Source organism: Pseudomonas sp. HOU2 (assembly GCF_040729435.1).
In the GTDB taxonomy this organism is placed as follows: Bacteria; Pseudomonadota; Gammaproteobacteria; order Pseudomonadales; family Pseudomonadaceae; genus Aquipseudomonas.
Genome location: NZ_CP160398.1, coordinates 3,577,010 through 3,596,873, shown reverse-complemented (window position 1 = coordinate 3,596,873; position 19,864 = coordinate 3,577,010). Strand labels below are relative to the sequence as shown.

The window sequence follows — 19,864 nt, the reverse complement described above, 5'->3', positions numbered from 1 at the left end:
GAGTTCACTGCGATGGCCTTGCTACAGCTGGAGCGCATCAGCGCACAGTATCCCGGCAGCCCGGAACCGGTGCTGGCGGACATTTCCCTGACCCTCGGGCCTCAGCAATTGCTGGTCGCCCTCGGCCCGTCCGGCAGTGGCAAGACTTCGCTGTTGAACCTGATTGCCGGCTTCGTCGAACCCAGCGCCGGGCGCATCACCCTCGACGGCGTGCCGGTCAAAGGCCCGAACGCCGAGCGCGGCGTGGTGTTCCAGGATGACGCTTTGCTGCCCTGGCAGGATGTGTTGGCCAACGTGGCTTTCGGTCTGGAGCTGGCGGGTGTCGCCAAAGACAAACGCGAAAAGATCGCCCGGGAAATGCTCGCACTGGTTGATCTCTCGGGGTTCGAAAGCCGCCGCATCTGGCAACTCTCCGGTGGCCAGAAACAGCGCGTCGGCCTGGCCCGCGCACTCGCCGCCGACCCGCGCGTGCTGCTGATGGACGAACCTTTCGGCGCCCTCGACGCCTTCACCCGCGAGCAGATGCAGGAGCTATTGCTGCAAGTCTGGCAGCGCACTGCCAAACCGGTGTTCCTGATTACCCACGACATCGAAGAAGCGGTATTCCTCGCCACTGACCTGATTCTGCTGGCGCCGAATCCGGGGCAGATCGTCGAGCGTCTGCATCTGGATTTCGGCCAGCGCTATGCCGCTGGTGAATCGGCGCGAGCGATCAAGTCCGACCCGCGTTTTATCGAAACCCGCGAGCACGTGCTGAGCAAAGTGTTCTCGCAACGCAGCGCCGTGCAACGGCAGGAGCGCGCATGAGCAGTTACGACGTTTCCGCCCCCGCCGTGAAAAGCCCATCGGTGGCAATTCCCGTGCGGCGCAGCCTCAGCACCCGCTGGATCAGCCTGCTGACCCTGTTCGCCTTGCTGGTGATCTGGTGGGCCGTAACCGCCACCGGTTTGATCGAACCGCTGTTCCTGCCACCACCGTCCGCCGTGCTGCAAAAAGGCTGGTTGCTGGCGACCACCGGTTACATGGATTCGACCCTGTGGCAGCACCTGGGCGCTAGCCTGAGCCGCATCGGTCTGGGCCTCGGCTTCGCGATTCTGACCGCAGTGCCAGTGGGCATTGCCATCGGTGCCAATCGTATTGCCCGTGGGGTGCTTGATCCGCTGATCGAGTTCTACCGGCCGATTCCGCCGCTGGCGTATCTGCCGCTGATCGTGATCTGGTGCGGCATCGGCGAGTTGTCGAAAGTGCTGCTGATCTACCTGGCGATTTTTGCACCGATCGCCATCGCTACCGCGACCGGTGTGCGCACTGTAGACCCGGCGAAATTACGCGCTGCGCAGTCGCTCGGTGCCACTCGCGCACAACTGATCCGCCATGTGATTTTGCCCAGCGCCCTGCCGGACATTCTCACCGGTGTGCGCATTGGTCTGGGCGTTGGCTGGTCGACCCTGGTCGCCGCCGAACTGATCGCCGCCACCAGCGGTTTGGGCTTCATGGTGCAGTCGGCTGCGCAATTTCTGGTCACCGATGTGGTGGTGCTGGGGATTCTGGTGATCGCCCTGATCGCCTTCGCCATGGAAATGGGCCTGCGTGCCCTGCAGCGCAAACTGGTGCCGTGGCACGGCCAAACTCACTAAAGCATTTGTGAAACCTCCCCTGTAGGAGCTGCCGCAGGCTGCGATCTTTTGATCTTGTTTTTAAAAGATCAGGATCAAAAGATCGCAGCCTGCGGCAGCTCCTACAAGGGGTACCCGGAATTGAAGAGAACCACCATGAGCAGCCTGACCATCACCCCATTAAGCTCGGCCCTCGGCGCGCAAATCAGCGGCGTCGACGTCAGCCAGCCGTTGAACCTGGAACAGCGCGATGCCATCGAGCAGGCGCTGCTCAAGTATCAGGTGCTGTTCTTTCGCAACCAGCCGATCGAGCCATCGCAACAGGCGCGTTTCGCGGCGTATTTTGGCGACCTGCACATTCACCCGATCTATCCGAACGTGCCGGAACAGCCCGAAGTGCTGATCCTCGACACGGCCGTCACCGACGTGCGCGACAACGCGATCTGGCACACCGACGTGACCTTCCTGCCGACCCCGGCGCTGGGGGCGGTGCTCAGCGCCAAGCTGTTGCCGGAATTTGGCGGCGACACCCTGTGGGCCAGCGGAATTGCCGCCTATGAAGCGCTGTCAGCACCGATGAAAACCCTGCTCGAAGGCCTGACTGCCACTCACGATTTCACTCGTTCGTTTCCGCTGGAACGTTACGGCAATACGCCGCAAGCCCTGGCGCAGTGGGAAGAAGCAAGGCGCAAGAATCCGCCGCTGTCGCACCCGGTGATCCGCACTCACCCGGTGAGCGGACGCCGTTCGTTGTTCGTCAACGAAGGCTTCACCTCGAAGATCAACGAGCTGTCGGACACTGAGAGCGAGGCGATTCTGAAATTCCTGTTCGCCCACGCAACCCGGCCGGAGTTCACCATTCGCTGGCGCTGGCAGCAGGACGACATTGCGTTCTGGGACAACCGCGTGACGCAACATTACGCGGTGGATGATTACCGCCCGGCACGACGGGTGATGCAGCGGGCGACGGTGTTGGGGGATGTGCCGTTCTTCAGATAAGACCCGATTTCCTCGTTGTCTGAACTGGCCCCTTCGCGGGCAAGCCCGCTCCCACAGGTAAAGCACCGTTCACAGACTTTGTGTACGACTGGAACCCTGTGGGAGTCGGCTTGCCCGCGAAAGCGTCAGAGCAGGCGCCGAATAATTCGGCGCCAGTCATTTATTCAGCGGTCGACGGCTTCTCCCACAGATTAATCCCGCCCTCCTGGGCAAACCGGTCGATCTCCGCCAGTTCCTCAGCACTGAAACTCAGATTCTTCAACGCCCCGACGTTCTCGATGATCTGCTCCGGCCGGCTCGCACCGATCAGTGCCGAGGTCACCCGTGGATCACGCAGGGTCCAGGCCAGCGCCAGTTGCGCGAGGCTCTGGCCGCGACGTTTGGCGATCTCGTTCAACGCCCGCACGTGGGCAATGTTGGCATCGGACAAGTGCGAAGCCTGCAGCGAACCACCGCCCGGACGATTGACCCGCGCATCCGCCGGCACGCCGTTGAGGTACTTGTCGGTCAGCAGACCTTGCGCCAGCGGGGTGAAGGCGATGACGCCAGTGCCGAGCTCAGCGGTGGTGTCGAGCAGGTCTTTTTCCACCCAGCGATTGAGCAGGTTGTACGCCGGCTGATGAATCAGCAGCGGCACTTTCCATTCCTTGAGCAGCGCGGCGATCTCGCGGGTTTTCACCCCGGAGTACGACGAGATGCCGATGTACAGCGCCTTGCCCTGTTGTACGGCGGTGGCGAGGGCGCTGGCGGTTTCTTCCAGCGGGGTGTCCGGGTCGAAGCGGTGCGAATAGAAGATATCCACATAGTCCAGACCGAGGCGCTGCAGGCTTTGGTCGAGGCTGGCCAGCACGTATTTGCGCGAACCGCCGCCCTGACCGTACGGGCCAGGCCACATGTCCCAACCGGCCTTGCTGGAGATGATCAGTTCATCGCGGTACTGCTTGAAGTCTTCACGCAGCAAACGACCGAAATTGATCTCGGCGCTGCCGTACGGCGGGCCGTAATTGTTGGCCAGGTCAAAGTGGTTGATGCCCAGGTCGAACGCGGTACGCAGCAGGGCACGCTGGGTGTCGATCGGCGTGCTGTCGCCGAAGTTGTGCCACAGGCCCAGCGACAGCGCCGGCAGCACCAGACCGCTGCGGCCGACGCGGCGGTAAGGGATGGAGTCGTAGCGGTTTTCGGCAGCGGTGTAAGTCATCGAGTCCTCTCTTGTTTGATTAACAGCAAATTGAGGGTGAATCCCAACTTTGGTGAGGGGATTTATCCCCGATGGACGGCGTAGCCGTCCCAAAAAAATCGCGAATTTGAATGCAGATTTGGGGGTGGCTTTCGCCACCCATCGGGGATAAATCCCCTCACCACAGGGTGTTCACACAAATCTGTTTTGCGGTCGGGCAAGGCCCAGGTTCTCGCGCAACGTCCGGCCCTCATACTCGGTTCTGAACAACCCACGCCGTTGCAGTTCCGGGACCACGCCCTGGGCGAAATCTTCCAGCCCGCCCGGAAGGTGCGGTACCAACACGTTGAAACCATCCGCCGCGCCCTGCTCGAACCATTCCTGCAAGCGATCGGCGATCTGCGCCGGTGTGCCGACCAGACTGTAATGCCCACGCCCACCGGCAATCCTCCGGCCCAATTCGGCGAGGGTCAGGTTCTCCCGCCCCGCCAATTCAGTCAGCAATTTCTGCCGGCTCTGCTGGCCGCTGTCGGTCAGAGGCAACTCCGGTAGCGGGCCGTCCAGCGGGTACTTCGACAAGTCGAAGTTGCCCAGCATACGCCCAAGCAACGCCACGCCAACCTCCGGTTCGACCAATTGCTGAAACGTTTCACATTTTTCCTGCGCTTCGGCTTCTGTCTGCCCGACGACGACAAACACCCCCGGCATGATTTTCAGCGAATCGGCACTGCGTCCGTACTTGGGCAGGCGCCCCTTGAGATCGGCGTAGAACGCCTGCGCGCCGGCCAGCGAAGTCTGCGCGGTGAACACTACCTCAGCGGTTTGTGCCGCCAGTTCACGCCCGGTGTCGGATGAACCGGCCTGCACGATCACCGGTTGTCCCTGTGGCGAGCGCGCCACGTTCAGCGGGCCTTTTACCCGAAAGTGTTCGCCGACATGATCCAGCACGTGCAGCTTCGCTGGGTCGTAATAGGCGCCGCTGGCCTTGTCGCGGACAAAGGCATCGTCCTCCCAACTGTCCCACAGCCCGGTGACCACTCGATGAAACTCGCGAGCGCGGCTGTAGCGTTCGGCGTGACCGATGTGCTCGTCGCGACCGAAATTCAGCGCCTCGGCGGCGTTGTCCGAGGTCACCAGATTCCACCCCGCACGCCCGCCGGACAAATGATCGAGCGAAGCGAATTTGCGCGCCACGTGGTACGGCTCGTTGTAGCTGGTGGTCGCCGTGGCGATCAGGCCGATCTGTTCGGTGACTGCGCTCAACGCAGAGAGCAAGGTCAGCGGTTCGAAGTGATCGGAGCGCGCCATGCGGCTGGCGATGTCCTGAGTCGGCGCGGCAACACTGTCGGCGACGAACAGCGTGTCGAATTTCGCTGCCTCGGCAATCTGCGCCAGACGCTTGTAGTGGGCGAAATCCAGACCGGCATTGGCCGGCACCTGCGGGTGCCGCCACGCGGCGATGTGGTGCCCGGTGGCCATGAGAAACGCGCCGAGTTTCAGTTGTCTGCTCATCTCAGAAATCCTTGCGCAGTTGCACGCCGAAGTAGCGCTCGTCATCCCGTGGCACAGCGCGGTAGATGTAGCTGCCGCCGCTGGCCAGCAACGGCGAGTAGGACTTGTCGGCGAGGTTCTTGCCCAGCAGCGCCACGCGCCAGCCGTTGCTGTAATCGGCGAGAGCGACGCTGGCGTTCCAGATGCCGTAGGCGCCTTGTTTGGTGTCGGCGTTCTGGCTGATGTCGTACTGCACTTCGCTCTGCCAGCTGTAGTCGGTGCCGAGTTCGATATCGAGGCCGTTGTCCAGCGGGATGCTGTAGTCGGCGCGCACGTAGCTTTTCCAGTCCGGGCTGAACGGCAATGGCTTGCCGTTGACGTTGCACGACGCCGCCGCACCTGCCGGGCAGCTGAATTGATCGATACGCGCGCGGGTGTAAGCCAGCGCCCCGGAGAACTTGAGTTGCTGGGTCGCCTGCAAGGCGTAATCGAGTTCGACGCCTTCAGTGCTGACGCTGCCGGCGTTGATCAGACGCGTCACCACTTGCCCGGCGACCGTGTCGAAAAAGTTCGCCTGGTAGTTGTCGTAATCGCTGTGGAACACCGCGAGGTTGGTGGTCAGCCGGTTGTTCCAGCTCGTGGCCTTGATCCCCGCTTCCCAGGTGTTCGAGGTCTCTGGTTTCAGCGCCTCGGTGTCGCGCGGCTGCATGTTGAAGAACACGTTGTACGCCGGGCCTTTGTAGCCGCGCGAATAGGTCAGGTACGTGGTGACTGCATCACTGAGGTCGTACTGCACGCCGAGCCGACCGGACCAGCCGTCTTCGTCCACCGAGCCGGAACTGCTGGTGGCCGGTTGAATGCCGCTGACCGTGGTCGCCGAGGTCGAGACGCGACGGTGATCGTATTCCAGCTCATCGTGGGTATAGCGCAGGCCGGCGATGCCACGGAAGTCCGAAGTGAAGTTCAGCGTGGTCTCACCGAACGCTGCGTAGCTGTCGCTGGTGGTGCTGTAATCGGCGACGCCACGGTCGGTGCGCGTGGTGGCGGTCAAGGTGCGCTGATAGGTCTCGTCATCCTTGCCGTGCATGTAGAACAGGCCGCCAACGTATTCGAGGAACTCACCTTTCGGCGAGGCCAGACGCAGCTCCTGCGAGTACTGATCGAAGGCCAGATCGCCCTTGTCGGCGGTGCCGGGGAACGCCGGGGTGATCGTGCTCAGCCGATCACCATCCTGATACTGAGTGTTGTCCCAGCCGCGCCATGCGGTGATCGAGGTCAGGGTGTAATCGCCCAGTTGCCAGTCGAGCTGGCCGGACAGGCCTTTGTTGGTGTCCTCGACATGGCTGCGGGTGTCGGTGTTGATGTCGCGGTTGTGGCCGCTGGCGTAGACCGGGCTCAACGCGTTGGCGAAAGCCGGGGTCAGCGACTTGCTGACGACGCCGTTGGGACCGTCGTCGTGGGATTGCATGTAGTCGGCGATCAGGGTGAAGGTGATGTCGTCATTGGGCGTGAATTCGAGTTTGCCGCGCACGCCGCGATGGTTGTAACCGTTGACCTCCTGGCCGTTGTTTTTGTTGTCGACGTTGCCGTCGTATGTGCCGAACAGGGTGCTGATCGAACCCTTGAGCGTGTCCGGAATCAGGCTGCCGCCGATGCCGAAACGGGTGCGGCTTTCGTTGCCGCTGTAGTACGACTGGTCGATGTAACCGTGGGTCTCGTTGGTCGGCGCCTTGCTGGTGATGTTGAGCACACCGGCCGAGGCGTTCTTGCCGAACAGCGTGCCTTGCGGGCCACGCAGCACTTCGACGCGCTCCAGATCCAGCAGATCAAGGGTCGATTGACCGGGACGCGCATAGACCACGCCATCGATCACCGTGGCCACTGTTGGCTCGACGCCGGGCGAGGTGGAAATCGTGCCGACGCCTCGCACAAACAACGAGGTGTCCTTGTTCGACGCACCGGTACGGAAATTCAGCGACGGCACTTGCTGGACGATGCTCGCCACGCCGTTGCGGTTGTCGCGCTCCAGTTGTTCGCCGTCGATCACCGACACTGCCACCGGCACCTTCTGCAGCGACTCTTCGCGGCGGGTGGCGGTGACCGTGACGGACTTGAGGGTTGGCTCCTGATCGCTGCTGTCAGCCGCCAGCGCATCGGCCAGCGGTAACGCCGCCAGCCCGGTAAAAATCCAGCCAGCGGCGCGAATCGATTGCGCCAATTTGTGTGTCGCCCCAGGAATGTTGTGCATGGTTGCCCGCTCGAAATTGGCCCTGAACCGCTGCCGTTCTGCGACGACAGCGCCTGAATCGGTGTCTTGGGCATTCGCTCGAGCGAGTAGCAGACAATGCGCATTGTTAGCGCTAACATCGCCAGTATTGGCAAGCTTTGCATAGAGCGTCCAATACTGAAAAATTACTTTTATATGCATTTTGGTTTTTAAGAAGGATCGAGCCTTGAACCAGGAAAAGCCCCGAAAACGCCGTGGCGCCGGACGCGTGACCCTGAATGCGGTGGCACGCCAGGCGGGTGTTTCGGCGATTACCGTGTCGCGCTATTTCAATCAGCCGGAAACCGTCTCGCCGGAGCGCCGCGAGCGGATCGCGGCGGTGGTGGCCGAGCTGGGTTACGTGCCGAATCTGGTGGCCGGCGGACTGGCGTCGGCGCGGGGCAAAATCGTCGGCATGGTGATTCCGAACATCTCCGGGCCGATCTTTGCCAACACCATTCAGGGCTTCAGCGACACCCTCAGCCGCCACGGTTATCAGCTGCTGCTGGCGTCGAGTTACTTCAGTACTGAGCAGGAAGAAAACGCCGTGCGCGCATTTCTCGGCTGGTCGCCGGCGGCGCTGGTACTGACCAGCCACTTCCACAGTTCGGGTACGGAAAAGATGATCGCCGAAGCGGATATTCCGGTGATCGAAACCTGGGATTACCAGCCGGATCGCGAGCCGATGCAGATCGGCTTTTCGCACTATGAAGTCGGCGTGACCGCTGCCCGTTATCTGCATGACAAAGGCTATCGCCGCATCGCCTTCGTACAGAACAGCGCTCCCGGCGACCTCAGTGCCCTCGAACGTCGCGACGGTTACGCCGCCACCGTGCGCGACTTTGGGCTGGAGCCGTGGGTGTTCGCCCCCGACGCCGAGCGCGCGCCATTCGAGGCCGGCAAGCAGGCAATGGAGGCGCTGATGAACGCCGCGCCCCGCCCCGACGCGATCATCTTCGCCAACGACAACCTCGCCGCCGGCGGCCTGCTCGCCGGGCAACGCGCAGGCATCAAAATCCCCGAAGACTGCGCCGTGCTCGGCTTCGGCGATTACCCGTTCGCCGAGATGCTGTTGCCGAGCCTGAGCACGATCGAACCGCCGGCACTGGAGATTGGCGTGCTGGCGGCGACACGGGTATTGGAAAGTCTCGGGGTGTTGCCGAGCGATGAGGTGCAGCGGTTGAACCTGTTGCAGTGCCAAATGATCGAGCGCGAGAGCACCTGACGCACATGCTTCAGTAGGAGCTGCCGCAGGCTGCGATCTTTTGATTCTGGCTTTTAAAAGCGAAAGATCGCAGCCTGCGGCAGCTCCTACAGGTTATGTCGACAATTCGCGTAACGCAGCGGCGGCCAGAAACCCGGAGCGAGAACTGTAGCGCTGATCACGCCGGACTGTTTGATCAATACGCTCCAGCAGTTGCTCGGGCAGCGTGGCATTGAAGCGTACCGACTTGCCGAAATAGGGTGTGATATCAAAGTCGACAACACCCCAGATTCCACCCGCGTAATCCGGGTTTTCGATATGCGCATCAATATCCTGAACACGAGGCAATGGCGCGCCATCAGCCACCAGCCCCTCATAGTGCAGGGCCAGAGCCTCCTGAGTGTTTTCGAAGGCTTCGGCTACCGTGGTACCTGCGGAGAAGCACCCCGGTACATCCGGGACAATCACTCCGTAGTCCGAGTCGGCATCCTTGTGCAGAACGACCGGGAATTTCATCTGCAATCCTTTCCATACATCAGTTGATGCTGGCCACTATAGGTTCAACCCCCCAGACAAGAAGTCAAAATACACATCTTGAAATTGATCATTACCTGAGGGTGGACTCAGTTTTCGCATCAATGCCACTGCGCGAAACTAAAGCTAATCAACGGAATAAGGCGAATGGAAGGCAGAGTTGTCTATGCTCGAAGTAACACCGAGGTGGCCCTTTCGCGGGCAAGCCCGCTCACACAGGATTTTGGTTGTAGCAGAATCTGTGAATGACCGAGATCACTGTGGGAGCGGGCTTGCCCGCGAAGGCGTCCGATCAGGCACCGCAAAACCCAAAAGGCACATCCATGCACACCGCCATCATCATCTTCTTCGGCCTGGTCCTGCTGGCCCTGATGCTCTACATCGGCGAGCGCGTCGGTTTCAGCCGGCAGACGCTGGCCTACAGCTTCGCCGCGCTGTGGCTGGCGTTGACGGTGATCAATGGTGCGGTGGGGGTGGTGCATGCCGGGCAGCCGCTGGGATCGGAGATCGCGGTGGGCAGTGCGGTGTTCGGGGTGCCGATGGCGGCGATGGTGTTGTTCATGGTGCTGAGCGCCGAGTCGTGAGACGTCCCGGCGCTCAGTTGCCGATCAACGCACCAGATGCAGGAACTGCATGTGACGTTCGTACTGGTCGAGGATGTCGTTGATGATCTGCTCTTTGGTATAGCCGACCAGATCGTAGTCCTGACTGCCCTCGCTCAAGTGCACTTCAGCGCGGTAGTAGCGGCGGTTGTTGAGTTGCTTGGAACCCATGCCGCCGCGGGCGAACGACGGCGTGAAGTAGCCGCGCATCTGCACCTGATAGATGAACGGATGCTGCTCACCGTGGCCGATTTCCAGGCTGATGTTGTCGTGCGCCGGATCCGGCTGCGTGACCACGTTCAAGCCCTTCTCGACGAATACCGCCGTCACTTCTTCAATCGCCGGGCGCACCGTGGTGTCCATGAAGCGGTACACCTCGTCGCGTGAGGGGAAGTGCACCGCCTGACTCAGACGTTGGCGCCAGCCACCCGTGCCACGCCGCGAACCGGACACTGGTGCCAGCGAATGCAATTGCGCGATCTGCTTCTGCGATTCCAGATAGAACGCCTTGTGCAGGCCCCACATCATCAGCAACAGGATCATCGAAAACGGCAGCGAGGTCAGCACCACCGCCGACTTCAACGCATCGATGCTGCCGGAGAACAGGAGTGCACTGGTCACCAGCGCGGTCATCGCGCCCCAGAACACTCGCAGCCATTTCGGCCCGTCTTCGTCGGGGTTGCCGCCCTTGGCCGACAGGGTCGAGAGCACCACGGTGCCGGAGTCGGCCGAGGTGACGAAGAACACGAAGCTGATGAACACCGTCACCGCGATGACAGTCTTGCTCCACGGGTAGGTTTCCAGCAGCAGATAAAGGCTCATCGACGGATTGTCGAGGGCCGACATGCCCAGTGCCGACATGCCGTGATTGAGCACCTGATCGATGGCGCTGTTGCCGAAGATCGACATCCACGCCAGGGTGAAACCCAGCGGAATCAGCAGCACGCCGAAGACGAATTCACGGATGGTCCGACCACGGGAAATCCGTGCGATGAACAGGCCCACGAACGGCGACCATGCGATCCACCAGGCCCAGTAGAACACCGTCCAGCCACCGAGCCAGTCGCTCGGTTTGTCGTAGGCGTAGAGGTCGAAACTCTTCATCGGCAACGCGCCGAGGTAATCGCCGAGGTTCTGGATCAGGGTGTTGAGCAGGTGCTGGGTAGGCCCGGCGAACAACACGAACAGCAGCAGCGCACAGGCCAGCAGCATGTTGATGTCGGACATCACCCGCACGCCCTTGTCCACACCCGACACGGCGACGATGATCGCCGCACCCATCATCAGCGTGATCAGGCCGACCTGAATCCATTGGGTGTGCGCGATGCCAAACAGGTAGTCCAGACCGGAGTTGAGGTGCAGCACGCCGAAGCCCATGTCGGCACCCAGACCGAACACCGTGGCGATGATGCCGAAGCCGTCCACCGCATAACCGATGGGGCCGTTGATGCGCTTGCCGATCAGCGGATACAGCGCCGAACGCAAGGCCAGCGGCAGGTTATGCCGGTAGGCGAAATAGGCCAGCGCCATGCCGACAAAGGCGAACACGCCCCAGCCGTGCAGGCCCCAGTGCAGAAACAGAATCTGCATCGCCTGCCGCGCCGCATCGGCGGTGCCGGCCTCGCCTTGCGGCGGTTGGGCCAAGTGCGTCAGTGGCTCGGATACGCAAAAGAAAAACAGCGTGATGCTGATCCCGGCGGCGAACAGCATGCCGGCCCAGGACAGGTAACTGAACTCGGGTTCGTCGTGGTCGGCACCGAGTTTTATCTTGCCGTAGCCCGATAACGCGGTGACCACCACGAAGACCAGATACAGCGTCATCGCGAGCATGTAGTACCAGCCGACCGTATTGGCCGCCCAGTTTTGCGCAGCCAGCAACCAGGCGCCGGCCTGTTCCGGCATGGCGATGACAACCAGACCAAACAGCAGAATGACCGTCGCGGCGAAGTAGAACACCGGCGGATTCATGCGAACCAGACCGCTGGCGGGGGTAGACGATGCACTCATGAAACGTGCACCTCGAGGGGTTGAAACGTGGCTGAAATGATCGGACTCAGCAAAGGCAAGCCTCCTGTTGTGAGCGGGCAGCGAACCACCGGTTTAACTTGAATGAACGTTCAAGTTAAACATGGATAGGGTGGTAAGGACTAATCGCAGGGCCAGGCGGTAGTTTTCCTACAAAGCCCAAGGAGGGGTATGACGCGGGTTTGGGGGGATTCGTTCAATGGAGAATTGGCTGAATGCCATCAACCTGATTCGATGCGGAAATTGTGGCGAGGGAGCTTGCTCCCGCTGGACTGCGCAGCAGTCCCAATCCGGCGTCAGTCGCAATTGGGAGTCCTGCGGCCTCCAGCGGGAGCAAGCTCCCTCGCCACAAACGAATTGGATGTTTTACTTCTGCGTCCCGTCATCATGCTGCAGATTGGCCTGAGTCAGGTTGCTCCCCGCCGGCACACTCCGCGTCAGCCAGACATTGCCACCAATGGTCGACCCCTGACCGATAGTGATCCGCCCCAGAATCGTCGCCCCGGCGTAAATCACCACGTCATCCTCGACAATCGGATGCCGCGGATGGCCCTTCTGCAACTGCCCGTCTTCATCCGCCGGGAAGCGCTTGGCGCCCAAGGTCACGGCCTGATAGATCCGCACCCGCTCGCCGATGATCGCGGTCTCGCCGATCACCACACCCGTGCCGTGGTCAATGAAAAAGCTGCGGCCGATCTGCGCGCCCGGGTGGATGTCGATGCCGGTGGCCGAGTGCGCAATCTCCGCGCTGATTCGCGCCAGCAATGGCAACCCGGCGCGATACAGATGGTGCGCCAGACGATGGTGAATCACCGCCAGTATTCCCGGATAGCACAGCAACACTTCATCGACACTGCGTGCCGCTGGATCGCCGTGATAGGCCGCCAGCACATCGGTGTCGAGCAAACTGCGCAAACCCGGCAAGGCCAGGGCAAAATCCTGAATGATGCGGATCGCCTGAGCTTCGACGTCAGCATCGCCTTGAGCGCTGTGCCGGGCGACATAACGCAACTCCAGCCGCGCCTGCGCCAGCAAGGCATTCAACGAGGTATCGAGGGTATGCCCGACATAGAAGTCCTCACTCTCCTCACGCAGATCCACCGGCCCCAGCCGCATCGGAAACAACGCGCCACACAGCGCCTCGAGAATCTCGGCCATAGCCGCGCGGGACGGCAACTCGCGACCACCCTGCTCGCCGCTCGCGCGGCCATTCTGGGTACGCCACTGATCCCGCGCGGTACGCAGTTGGCTGACGATGGTCTGCAATTGCCAATGGCTGGAACGCTCGCTCACGGTAAAGACTCCTCACGGGCGGCCGGACGGTCGGGCCGCGTCAACGGCGACTACTTTACGACATGCCCATAAGGGCGCATCAAGAACCGATAGTGCTGGCCTAAGCACATTTGGCTATAAGCAATTCACGGTTGCCCCGGTAAAACCGCCTGCCTATAGTCCTGTCATCTTCCTCCGCCAGTACGGGCTCATGATCAAACAACAGCTGGATCGCTTTAACCGTCTCAACCTGCTCGGCCAACCCACGCCACTGGAAAAACTCGAACGCCTGTCCGCCTGGCTGGGCCGCGATGTGTACATCAAACGCGATGACCTGACGCCGTTGGCCATGGGTGGCAACAAGCTGCGCAAACTCGAATACCTCGCCGCCGACGCCCTCGCCCAAGGCGCCGACACGCTGATCACCGCCGGCGCCCTGCAATCGAACCACGTACGCCAGACCGCCGCATTGGCGGCCAAACTCGGCCTGGGTTGCGCGGCGCTGCTGGAAAATCCGCTGGGCACCGACGACAGCAACTACACCGGCAACGGCAACCGTCTGCTGCTGGACTTGTTCGACACCAAGGTCGAGCTGGTGGACAACCTCGACAACGCCGACGAATTACTGGCCGCCCTCGCCGTGCGCCTGCGCAGCAATGGCAAGAAACCCTATCTGGTGCCGATCGGCGGCTCGAATGCCCTCGGTGCGTTGGGCTACGTGCGTGCCGGCCTGGAACTGGCCGAGCAGATCAAGGACACCGGGCTGAATTTCGCCGCCGTGGTGCTGGCCTCGGGCAGCGCCGGGACCCACAGCGGTCTGGCGCTGGCGTTGAGCGAAGCGCTGCCGCAATTGCCGGTGATCGGCGTGACGGTCTCGCGCAGCGAAGAAGATCAGCGCCCGAAAGTACAGGGGCTGGCCGAGCGCACGGCGGAGCTGCTGGGCGTGAAATTGCCGGAGCACTTCAAGGTCGAGTTGTGGGACGAATACTTCGGCCCGCGTTACGGCGAGCCAAATGCCGGGACACTGGCGGCGGTGAAACTGTTGGCCAGTCAGGACGCGGTGCTGCTCGACCCGGTGTATACCGGCAAGGCCATGGCCGGGTTGCTCGACGGGATCGGCCGTCAGCGTTTCAACGAGGGTCCGATCATCTTCCTGCACACGGGTGGGGCGCCGGCGTTGTTTGCCTACAAGGATGCTTTGAGCGGTTGAAGTGCTTTTGTGGCGAGGGAGCTTGCTCCCGCTGGGGCGCGCAGCGCCCGCAAACCTGCTTCCGCGTTTTTCAATTGAACACTGGCGGCAGGTATTGCGACTGCTGCGCAGTCGGGCGGGAGCAAGCTCCCTCGCCCCAGGCAAATGCCTCATATTCCATATATGAATATCAAATCAGATATTAAGTATTTTCAAGTCTAAAGCAGACATCTTATAGTCTCGCCGCAGGCGAATTTCGGGCAAGACGCATAAGCTGCTTTAGGGCACGATAACGTAGTCGTTGAATTCCCGGATTCGCCAACTTTCCTTAAGCGTCTTCCATAAGAAAACACAGGGGCTTGTCATGAATTTTTCCGCACTACGTCGCAATCTGCTGGTAGGTTCGCTGGGCCTTGCACTGAGCGCAGGCCTGATCGGCCAGGCATCCGCCGGTGAGCAGCTGCAACAGATCAAGGACAAGGGCGTTATCAACGTCGGCCTGGAAGGCACTTACCCACCGTTCAGTTTCGTTGATGCCGACGGCAAGCTGTCCGGTTTCGAAGTCGAACTCTCCGAAGCCCTGGCGCAGAAACTCGGCGTAAAAGCCAAGATTCAGCCGACCAAGTGGGACGGTATCCTCGCTGCACTGGAATCCAAACGTCTCGACGTCGTGGTCAACCAAGTGACCATCTCCGACGAGCGCAAGAAGAAGTATGACTTCTCCGAGCCGTACACCGTTTCCGGGATTCAGGCGCTGGTGCTGAAGGACAAGGAAGCCAAGTTGAACATCAAGACTGCCGCCGATCTGTCCGGCAAGAAAGTCGGTGTCGGCCTGGGCACCAACTACGAGCAATGGGTCCGCGCCAACGTGCCGGGCGCTGACGTGCGTACCTACGACGATGATCCGACCAAGTTCGCCGACCTGAACAACGGTCGCACTGACGCGATCCTGATCGACCGTCTGGCTGCACTTGAATACGCCAAGAAAGCCCCGAAAACCGTGGCTGCCGGTGAAGCGTTCTCCCGTCAGGAATCCGGTATCGCCCTGCGCAAAGGCGAGCCTGAGCTGCTGGCGGCGGTGAACAAGGCGCTCGACGAACTGCGTGCCGACGGTACCCTTGAGAAGCTGTCGAAGAAATACTTCAACGCTGACGTCACCAAATAATGGAAGAAGCTTTCCAACTCGCACTGGACTCCGCGCCCTTTCTGCTCAAGGGCGCGTATTACACGGTCATCCTCAGTCTGGGCGGCATGTTCTTCGGCTTGCTGCTGGGCTTCGGCCTGGCCTTGATGCGCCTGTCGCGCTTCAAACTGGTGAGCTGGATTGCCCGCATCTATGTGTCGTTCTTTCGCGGCACGCCGTTGCTGGTGCAACTGTTCGTGATCTATTACGGCTTGCCGCAATTGGGTCTGGAACTGGATCCGCTGCCGGCGGCGCTGATCGGCTTCTCGCTGAACATGGCTGCCTACGCCTGTGAAATCCTGCGTGCGGCGATCGGTTCGATCGAGCGCGGCCAGTGGGAAGCCGCTGCGAGCATCGGCATGACCCGTGCGCAAACCCTGCGCCGGGCCATCCTGCCGCAGGCCATGCGCACGGCGCTGCCGCCGCTGGGCAACAGCTTCATTTCGCTGGTCAAGGACACGGCACTGGCCGCCACCATTCAGGTGCCGGAACTGTTCCGCCAGGCGCAACTGATTACCGCCCGGACTTTTGAAGTCTTCACCATGTATCTTGCCGCCGCGCTGATCTACTGGATTCTGGCCACGGTGCTGTCGCACCTGCAGAACAAGTTGGAAGAGCGGGCCAATCGGCATGACCAGGAGTCCTGAGCCCATGATTGTCGTGGAAAAACTGACCAAGCAGTTCAAGGGTCAAGAGGTGCTCAAAGGCATCGATCTTGAGGTGAAGGAAGGTGAGGTCGTGGCCATCATCGGCCCCAGCGGTTCGGGCAAGACCACGTTCCTGCGCTGCCTGAATTTCCTTGAACAACCCACCAGCGGCCGGATCAAGGTCGGCGATATCGAGATCGATACCAGCCGCCCGCTGAGCCAGCAACAGAGCCTGGTGCGCAACCTGCGTCAGCACGTGGGCTTCGTGTTCCAGAACTTCAACCTGTTCCCCCACCGCACGGCGCTGGAAAACGTCATCGAAGGGCCGATCGTGGTCAAGAAGATGCCGCGCGAGCAAGCCGTTGCCCTGGGCATGAAGCTGCTGGCCAAGGTCGGTCTGGCCGGCAAGGAAGATGCTTATCCGCGTCGTCTGTCCGGCGGTCAGCAGCAGCGCGTGGCGATTGCCCGGGCGCTGGCGATGGAGCCGGAAGTGATCCTGTTCGACGAGCCGACCTCGGCCCTCGACCCGGAGCTGGTGGGCGAGGTGCTGGCGACCATTCGCGGTCTCGCTGAAGAAAAACGCACCATGGTCATCGTCACCCACGAAATGGGTTTTGCCCGCGACGTGGCCAACCGTGTGGTGTTTTTCGACAAGGGCGTGATCGTCGAACAAGGCGAAGCCAAGGCGTTGTTTGCCAATCCGAAAGAAGAACGCACCCAACAGTTTCTCAGCAAGTTCCTGAATCACGCCTGAGAACATTATTGTTTTGAATCATTAACTTCCACGGATGGAAGTTATACTTCCCCCGCCTGAAAAACATTTGAATCCCTCCAGTTTAAAAACCTGTCAAAACAATACATTTATCCTCTGCAACAGATAAAAATAATCTGCGGCGCGCTATTGCGCCTATAAAACCACTTAAACCGGTCTACACAGAAACCGCAGAAACTCCGGAAGAATCGTAGTTCCATTCGCCATAACCGCTAGGCAGCATGCCTGATCAGCGTAGGAAGCTTCTGATTAATCCGTAATTCATTGATTAACTAACATGCTCTATTGACACTCTTTCCCGCACGCTCTTATCTAGTCGGCAACCGGCACCCAGTAGTTGAATAAATCCGTACTCAGCCCGAACAAAAGTTCACGGTTGCATTACCGATTCATCACGCCTTTTGTTTTTTCAAGACATGGAATTCGCCGCAAGACTTCAAGGAGAGAACCTGATGACCCGCACTTCGCATATTGCCGAACTGGCAGCGCCGAACCTCGCATCCGCACACAACAACGCGATCAACCTGGCGGCTGCCGCGCATTTGCTGATTGATGTGCTGCCCTATTCCGGCATGGACGCCGGTGATCTGATCGAACTGTTCTGGAACAACTGCTACGTTGCATCGCGGGTCTTGACCAGCGAAGACGTCGGCGCCTCGATCAGCCTGCGGGTACCGGAGAGTTTTATCGCCAGTGGCACCGCACGGATTCACTATCGGGTGATGCAGATCGGCCAGGGGCCGGCGCTGTCGGCGGCAACCCGGGTGCAGGTCAAGCTCGACTGCCCCGGCGGCCAGCCTTCGCCGCTCTGCGGTGACGAGAATCAGCAACTGGCGCCCGTCTCGCTGCCCGACACCATTCGGCGCCAGGGCGTGAATCCCTATCAGATCAAACGCGGTGTACCACTGACCATCGAACCCTACCTGAACATGGCCGAGGACGACGCCATTACCTTGCGCTGGGGCGACGTGCGCATGGACCTGGCCCGAATCACTGCAGCCGATGTCGGCCTGCCGATTCAGGTCTGGGTACCACCGGCGGTGATCGTCGAAGGCGGTGAGGATCTGCGTCTGGACGTGACCTACTGCATCATCGACTGGGTGGGCAACAACTCACGCTGGGCACCGCCACGGACGCTGAAGATCGGCTGTGTGAATCCTTATCTGAAGGTACCGTTGCGCCAGGATCTGAAGGCCGCTGAATCGCGCCAAGAAGAACGCTGAACTTTGTGGCGAGGGAGCTCGCTCCCGTTGGGGTGCGAAGCGCCCCCAGAACCTGCAGAACGCGTTCTTTCAATTGAAACGTGGAGATCAGGTTTCGCGACTGCTGCGCAGTCGAACGGGACGGTGCGACGATTCGACGAGCTCCTTGCCACAGACTCCAGTCACCGAAACAAAGTTGTTAACCAACCCGACCACCACCCCTTCTATACATATTCCTAAAAGTTAGTTTATTTAATATTTATACACGCTTAGGGTATATGAACCGGACCACCGGACATTCTTTCGTTCGCCGCACTTTTGCGGCGTTTTTCATGAGATGTGAGGTAGGTAGTATGGTCCGGAACACAATCACCCCAGTGCAGATCGCCAGGGCATTGCGTGCAGCCAAGGAGCGGCACTGATGTCCAGTCTGGCCGATGCAAACGTCCAGTCGGATCTGGACATCGCCCCGTTGTTGTTGCCCGCGCAGGTCTTGCGCAACGACGCCCAAGCCATCAAGGCTGCCCACGAACTGGCGCAAGTTGCCCGCGTGCAGGCCGCCAAACGTGATCGTCAGCGCAAGCTGCCGTGGTCGGAAATCGAACAGTTCACCCGCAGCGGTCTGGGCAGCATTGCCATCCCGCGTGAGTACGGCGGCCCGCAGGTTTCGTTTGTCACGTTGGCCGAAGTGTTCGCGATCATTTCCGCAGCCGACCCGGCACTGGGACAGATCCCGCAGAACCAGTTCGGCATTATCAATCTGGTGCTTGGCAGCGCCACTGAAGAACAGAAAAAGCAGCTGTTCCAGAGCGTTCTGGAAGGCTGGCGCATCGGCAATGCCGGCCCTGAGCGCGGCACCAAAAATACTCTTGAATTGAAAGCGCGTATCACCGCCGATGGTGATGATTACGTGATCAACGGCCAGAAGTTCTACTCCACCGGCGCGCTGTTCGCGCACTGGGTGGCGGTCAAGGCGCTCAACGACGACGGCAAGCAGGTGCTGGCCTTCGTCCGCCGTGGCACCCCGGGCCTGCGCATCGTCGATGACTGGTCGGGCTTCGGTCAGCGCACCACCGCCAGCGGCACGATTCTGCTGAACAACGTGCGCGTCGAGTCGAGCCTGGTCGTCGATAACTGGAAAATCAACGAGAAGCCCAACACTCAAGGCGCGGTGTCGCAGCTGATTCAGGCAGCCATCGACGCCGGCATCGCCCGTGGCGCCATCGACGATGCCATCGAATTCGTCAAAACCCGCGCGCGGCCCTGGATCGACGCCAAGGTCGAGCGCGCCAGTGATGACCTCTACGTGATCGCCGACATCGGCAAGCTGAAAATCGAACTGCACGCGGCTGAAGCACTGCTGCGCAAGGCCGGGCAAGTGCTGGATCAGGTACACACCGCGCCGCTGACCGCCGAATCCGCCGCCCGCGCTTCAATTGCGGTGGCCGAAGCGAAAGTGCTGACTACCGAGATTTCCTTGCTCGCCAGCGAGAAGCTTTTCGAACTGGCCGGCAGCCGCGCGACCCTCGCCGAATTCAACCTCGACCGTCACTGGCGCAACGCCCGGGTGCACACCCTGCACGACCCGGTGCGCTGGAAATATCACGCGGTCGGCGCCTATCGCCTGAACGGTACTTTGCCGGCCCGCCATTCCTGGATCTGACGACCGCACACTTTCTCAAAGG

The 19,864-nt window shown here is 60.7% G+C and carries 17 protein-coding genes; 11 read left to right on the top strand and 6 right to left on the bottom strand.

The annotated features are described in order from the left end of the window. The first annotated feature begins 12 nt into the window (after positions 1-12). The 3 genes from tauB to tauD all read left to right on the top strand — a co-directional run bounded on the left by tauB (position 13) and on the right by tauD (position 2,615). Complete coding sequence (tauB, locus tag ABV589_RS16185) at positions 13-807, top strand: taurine ABC transporter ATP-binding subunit (RefSeq protein ID WP_367082498.1); 795 nt, start codon at positions 13-15, stop codon at positions 805-807. Continuing rightward, on the top strand, positions 804-1,637 hold the full coding sequence (gene tauC, locus ABV589_RS16180) for a taurine ABC transporter permease TauC (protein WP_367082496.1): 834 nt from the start codon (positions 804-806) through the stop codon (positions 1,635-1,637). Before tauB ends, tauC begins: the two co-directional genes overlap by 4 nt. A 135-nt stretch (positions 1,638-1,772) precedes the next feature. Next, positions 1,773-2,615 (top strand): taurine dioxygenase, encoded by an 843-nt coding sequence (tauD, locus tag ABV589_RS16175; RefSeq protein WP_367082494.1) that lies wholly within the window; start codon positions 1,773-1,775, stop codon positions 2,613-2,615. 160 nt (positions 2,616-2,775) lie between these two features. Here the strand turns inward: tauD and mgrA are convergent, their stop codons facing one another. From mgrA to ABV589_RS16160, 3 genes are all read right to left on the bottom strand, one after another. Continuing rightward, positions 2,776-3,813: an L-glyceraldehyde 3-phosphate reductase gene (gene mgrA / locus ABV589_RS16170; protein WP_367082492.1), complete on the bottom strand. Its 1,038-nt coding sequence runs from the start codon at positions 3,811-3,813 to the stop codon at positions 2,776-2,778. Between the two features lie 171 nt (positions 3,814-3,984). Beyond that, positions 3,985-5,304, bottom strand: coding sequence for an LLM class flavin-dependent oxidoreductase (locus ABV589_RS16165; RefSeq protein ID WP_367082490.1), 1,320 nt, complete (start codon positions 5,302-5,304; stop codon positions 3,985-3,987). A gap of 1 nt (position 5,305) precedes the next feature. Then, entirely contained in the window at positions 5,306-7,531 is a 2,226-nt protein-coding gene (locus ABV589_RS16160) for a TonB-dependent receptor (protein WP_367082488.1), read from the bottom strand. A gap of 205 nt (positions 7,532-7,736) precedes the next feature. On the opposite strand from ABV589_RS16160, the gene ABV589_RS16155 reads away from it, so the two are divergent. Beyond that, positions 7,737-8,774, top strand: coding sequence for a LacI family DNA-binding transcriptional regulator (locus ABV589_RS16155; RefSeq protein WP_367082486.1), 1,038 nt, complete (start codon positions 7,737-7,739; stop codon positions 8,772-8,774). Positions 8,775-8,867: 93 nt separating this feature from the next. Here the strand turns inward: ABV589_RS16155 and ABV589_RS16150 are convergent, their stop codons facing one another. Continuing rightward, positions 8,868-9,269 (bottom strand): type II toxin-antitoxin system HicB family antitoxin, encoded by a 402-nt coding sequence (locus tag ABV589_RS16150; protein ID WP_367082484.1) that lies wholly within the window; start codon positions 9,267-9,269, stop codon positions 8,868-8,870. Between the two features lie 341 nt (positions 9,270-9,610). Here ABV589_RS16150 and ABV589_RS16145 point away from each other — a divergent pair, with 341 nt between their 5' ends. Further along, a complete protein-coding gene (locus ABV589_RS16145) occupies positions 9,611-9,871 on the top strand; it encodes a hypothetical protein (protein WP_003220613.1) in 261 nt (86 codons plus the stop codon). 24 nt (positions 9,872-9,895) lie between these two features. Here the strand turns inward: ABV589_RS16145 and betT are convergent, their stop codons facing one another. After that, entirely contained in the window at positions 9,896-11,857 is a 1,962-nt protein-coding gene (gene betT, locus ABV589_RS16140; protein WP_167734187.1) for a choline transporter BetT, read from the bottom strand. Between the two features lie 423 nt (positions 11,858-12,280). Next, complete coding sequence (gene epsC, locus ABV589_RS16135) at positions 12,281-13,207, bottom strand: serine O-acetyltransferase EpsC (protein WP_095137901.1); 927 nt, start codon at positions 13,205-13,207, stop codon at positions 12,281-12,283. Between the two features lie 190 nt (positions 13,208-13,397). Here epsC and ABV589_RS16130 point away from each other — a divergent pair, with 190 nt between their 5' ends. The 6 genes from ABV589_RS16130 to ABV589_RS16105 all read left to right on the top strand — a co-directional run bounded on the left by ABV589_RS16130 (position 13,398) and on the right by ABV589_RS16105 (position 19,842). Then, complete coding sequence (locus tag ABV589_RS16130; RefSeq protein ID WP_367082482.1) at positions 13,398-14,396, top strand: D-cysteine desulfhydrase; 999 nt, start codon at positions 13,398-13,400, stop codon at positions 14,394-14,396. Between the two features lie 343 nt (positions 14,397-14,739). Further along, on the top strand, positions 14,740-15,540 hold the full coding sequence (gene tcyJ / locus ABV589_RS16125; protein WP_202370864.1) for a cystine ABC transporter substrate-binding protein: 801 nt from the start codon (positions 14,740-14,742) through the stop codon (positions 15,538-15,540). Continuing rightward, positions 15,540-16,205 carry a cystine ABC transporter permease gene (gene tcyL, locus ABV589_RS16120; protein ID WP_003220607.1) on the top strand — a complete coding sequence of 222 codons (666 nt, stop codon included), beginning with the start codon at positions 15,540-15,542 and terminating at the stop codon, positions 16,203-16,205. The genes tcyJ and tcyL overlap by 1 nt, the downstream gene beginning before the upstream one ends. 4 nt (positions 16,206-16,209) lie before the next feature. Continuing rightward, positions 16,210-16,959 (top strand): L-cystine ABC transporter ATP-binding protein TcyN, encoded by a 750-nt coding sequence (gene tcyN / locus ABV589_RS16115; RefSeq protein WP_003220606.1) that lies wholly within the window; start codon positions 16,210-16,212, stop codon positions 16,957-16,959. Positions 16,960-17,429: 470 nt separating this feature from the next. Next, a complete protein-coding gene (locus ABV589_RS16110) occupies positions 17,430-18,200 on the top strand; it encodes a hypothetical protein (RefSeq protein ID WP_367082479.1) in 771 nt (256 codons plus the stop codon). A 400-nt stretch (positions 18,201-18,600) separates the two neighbouring features. Continuing rightward, positions 18,601-19,842: an SfnB family sulfur acquisition oxidoreductase gene (locus tag ABV589_RS16105; RefSeq protein ID WP_367082477.1), complete on the top strand. Its 1,242-nt coding sequence runs from the start codon at positions 18,601-18,603 to the stop codon at positions 19,840-19,842. Positions 19,843-19,864: the final 22 nt, after the last annotated feature.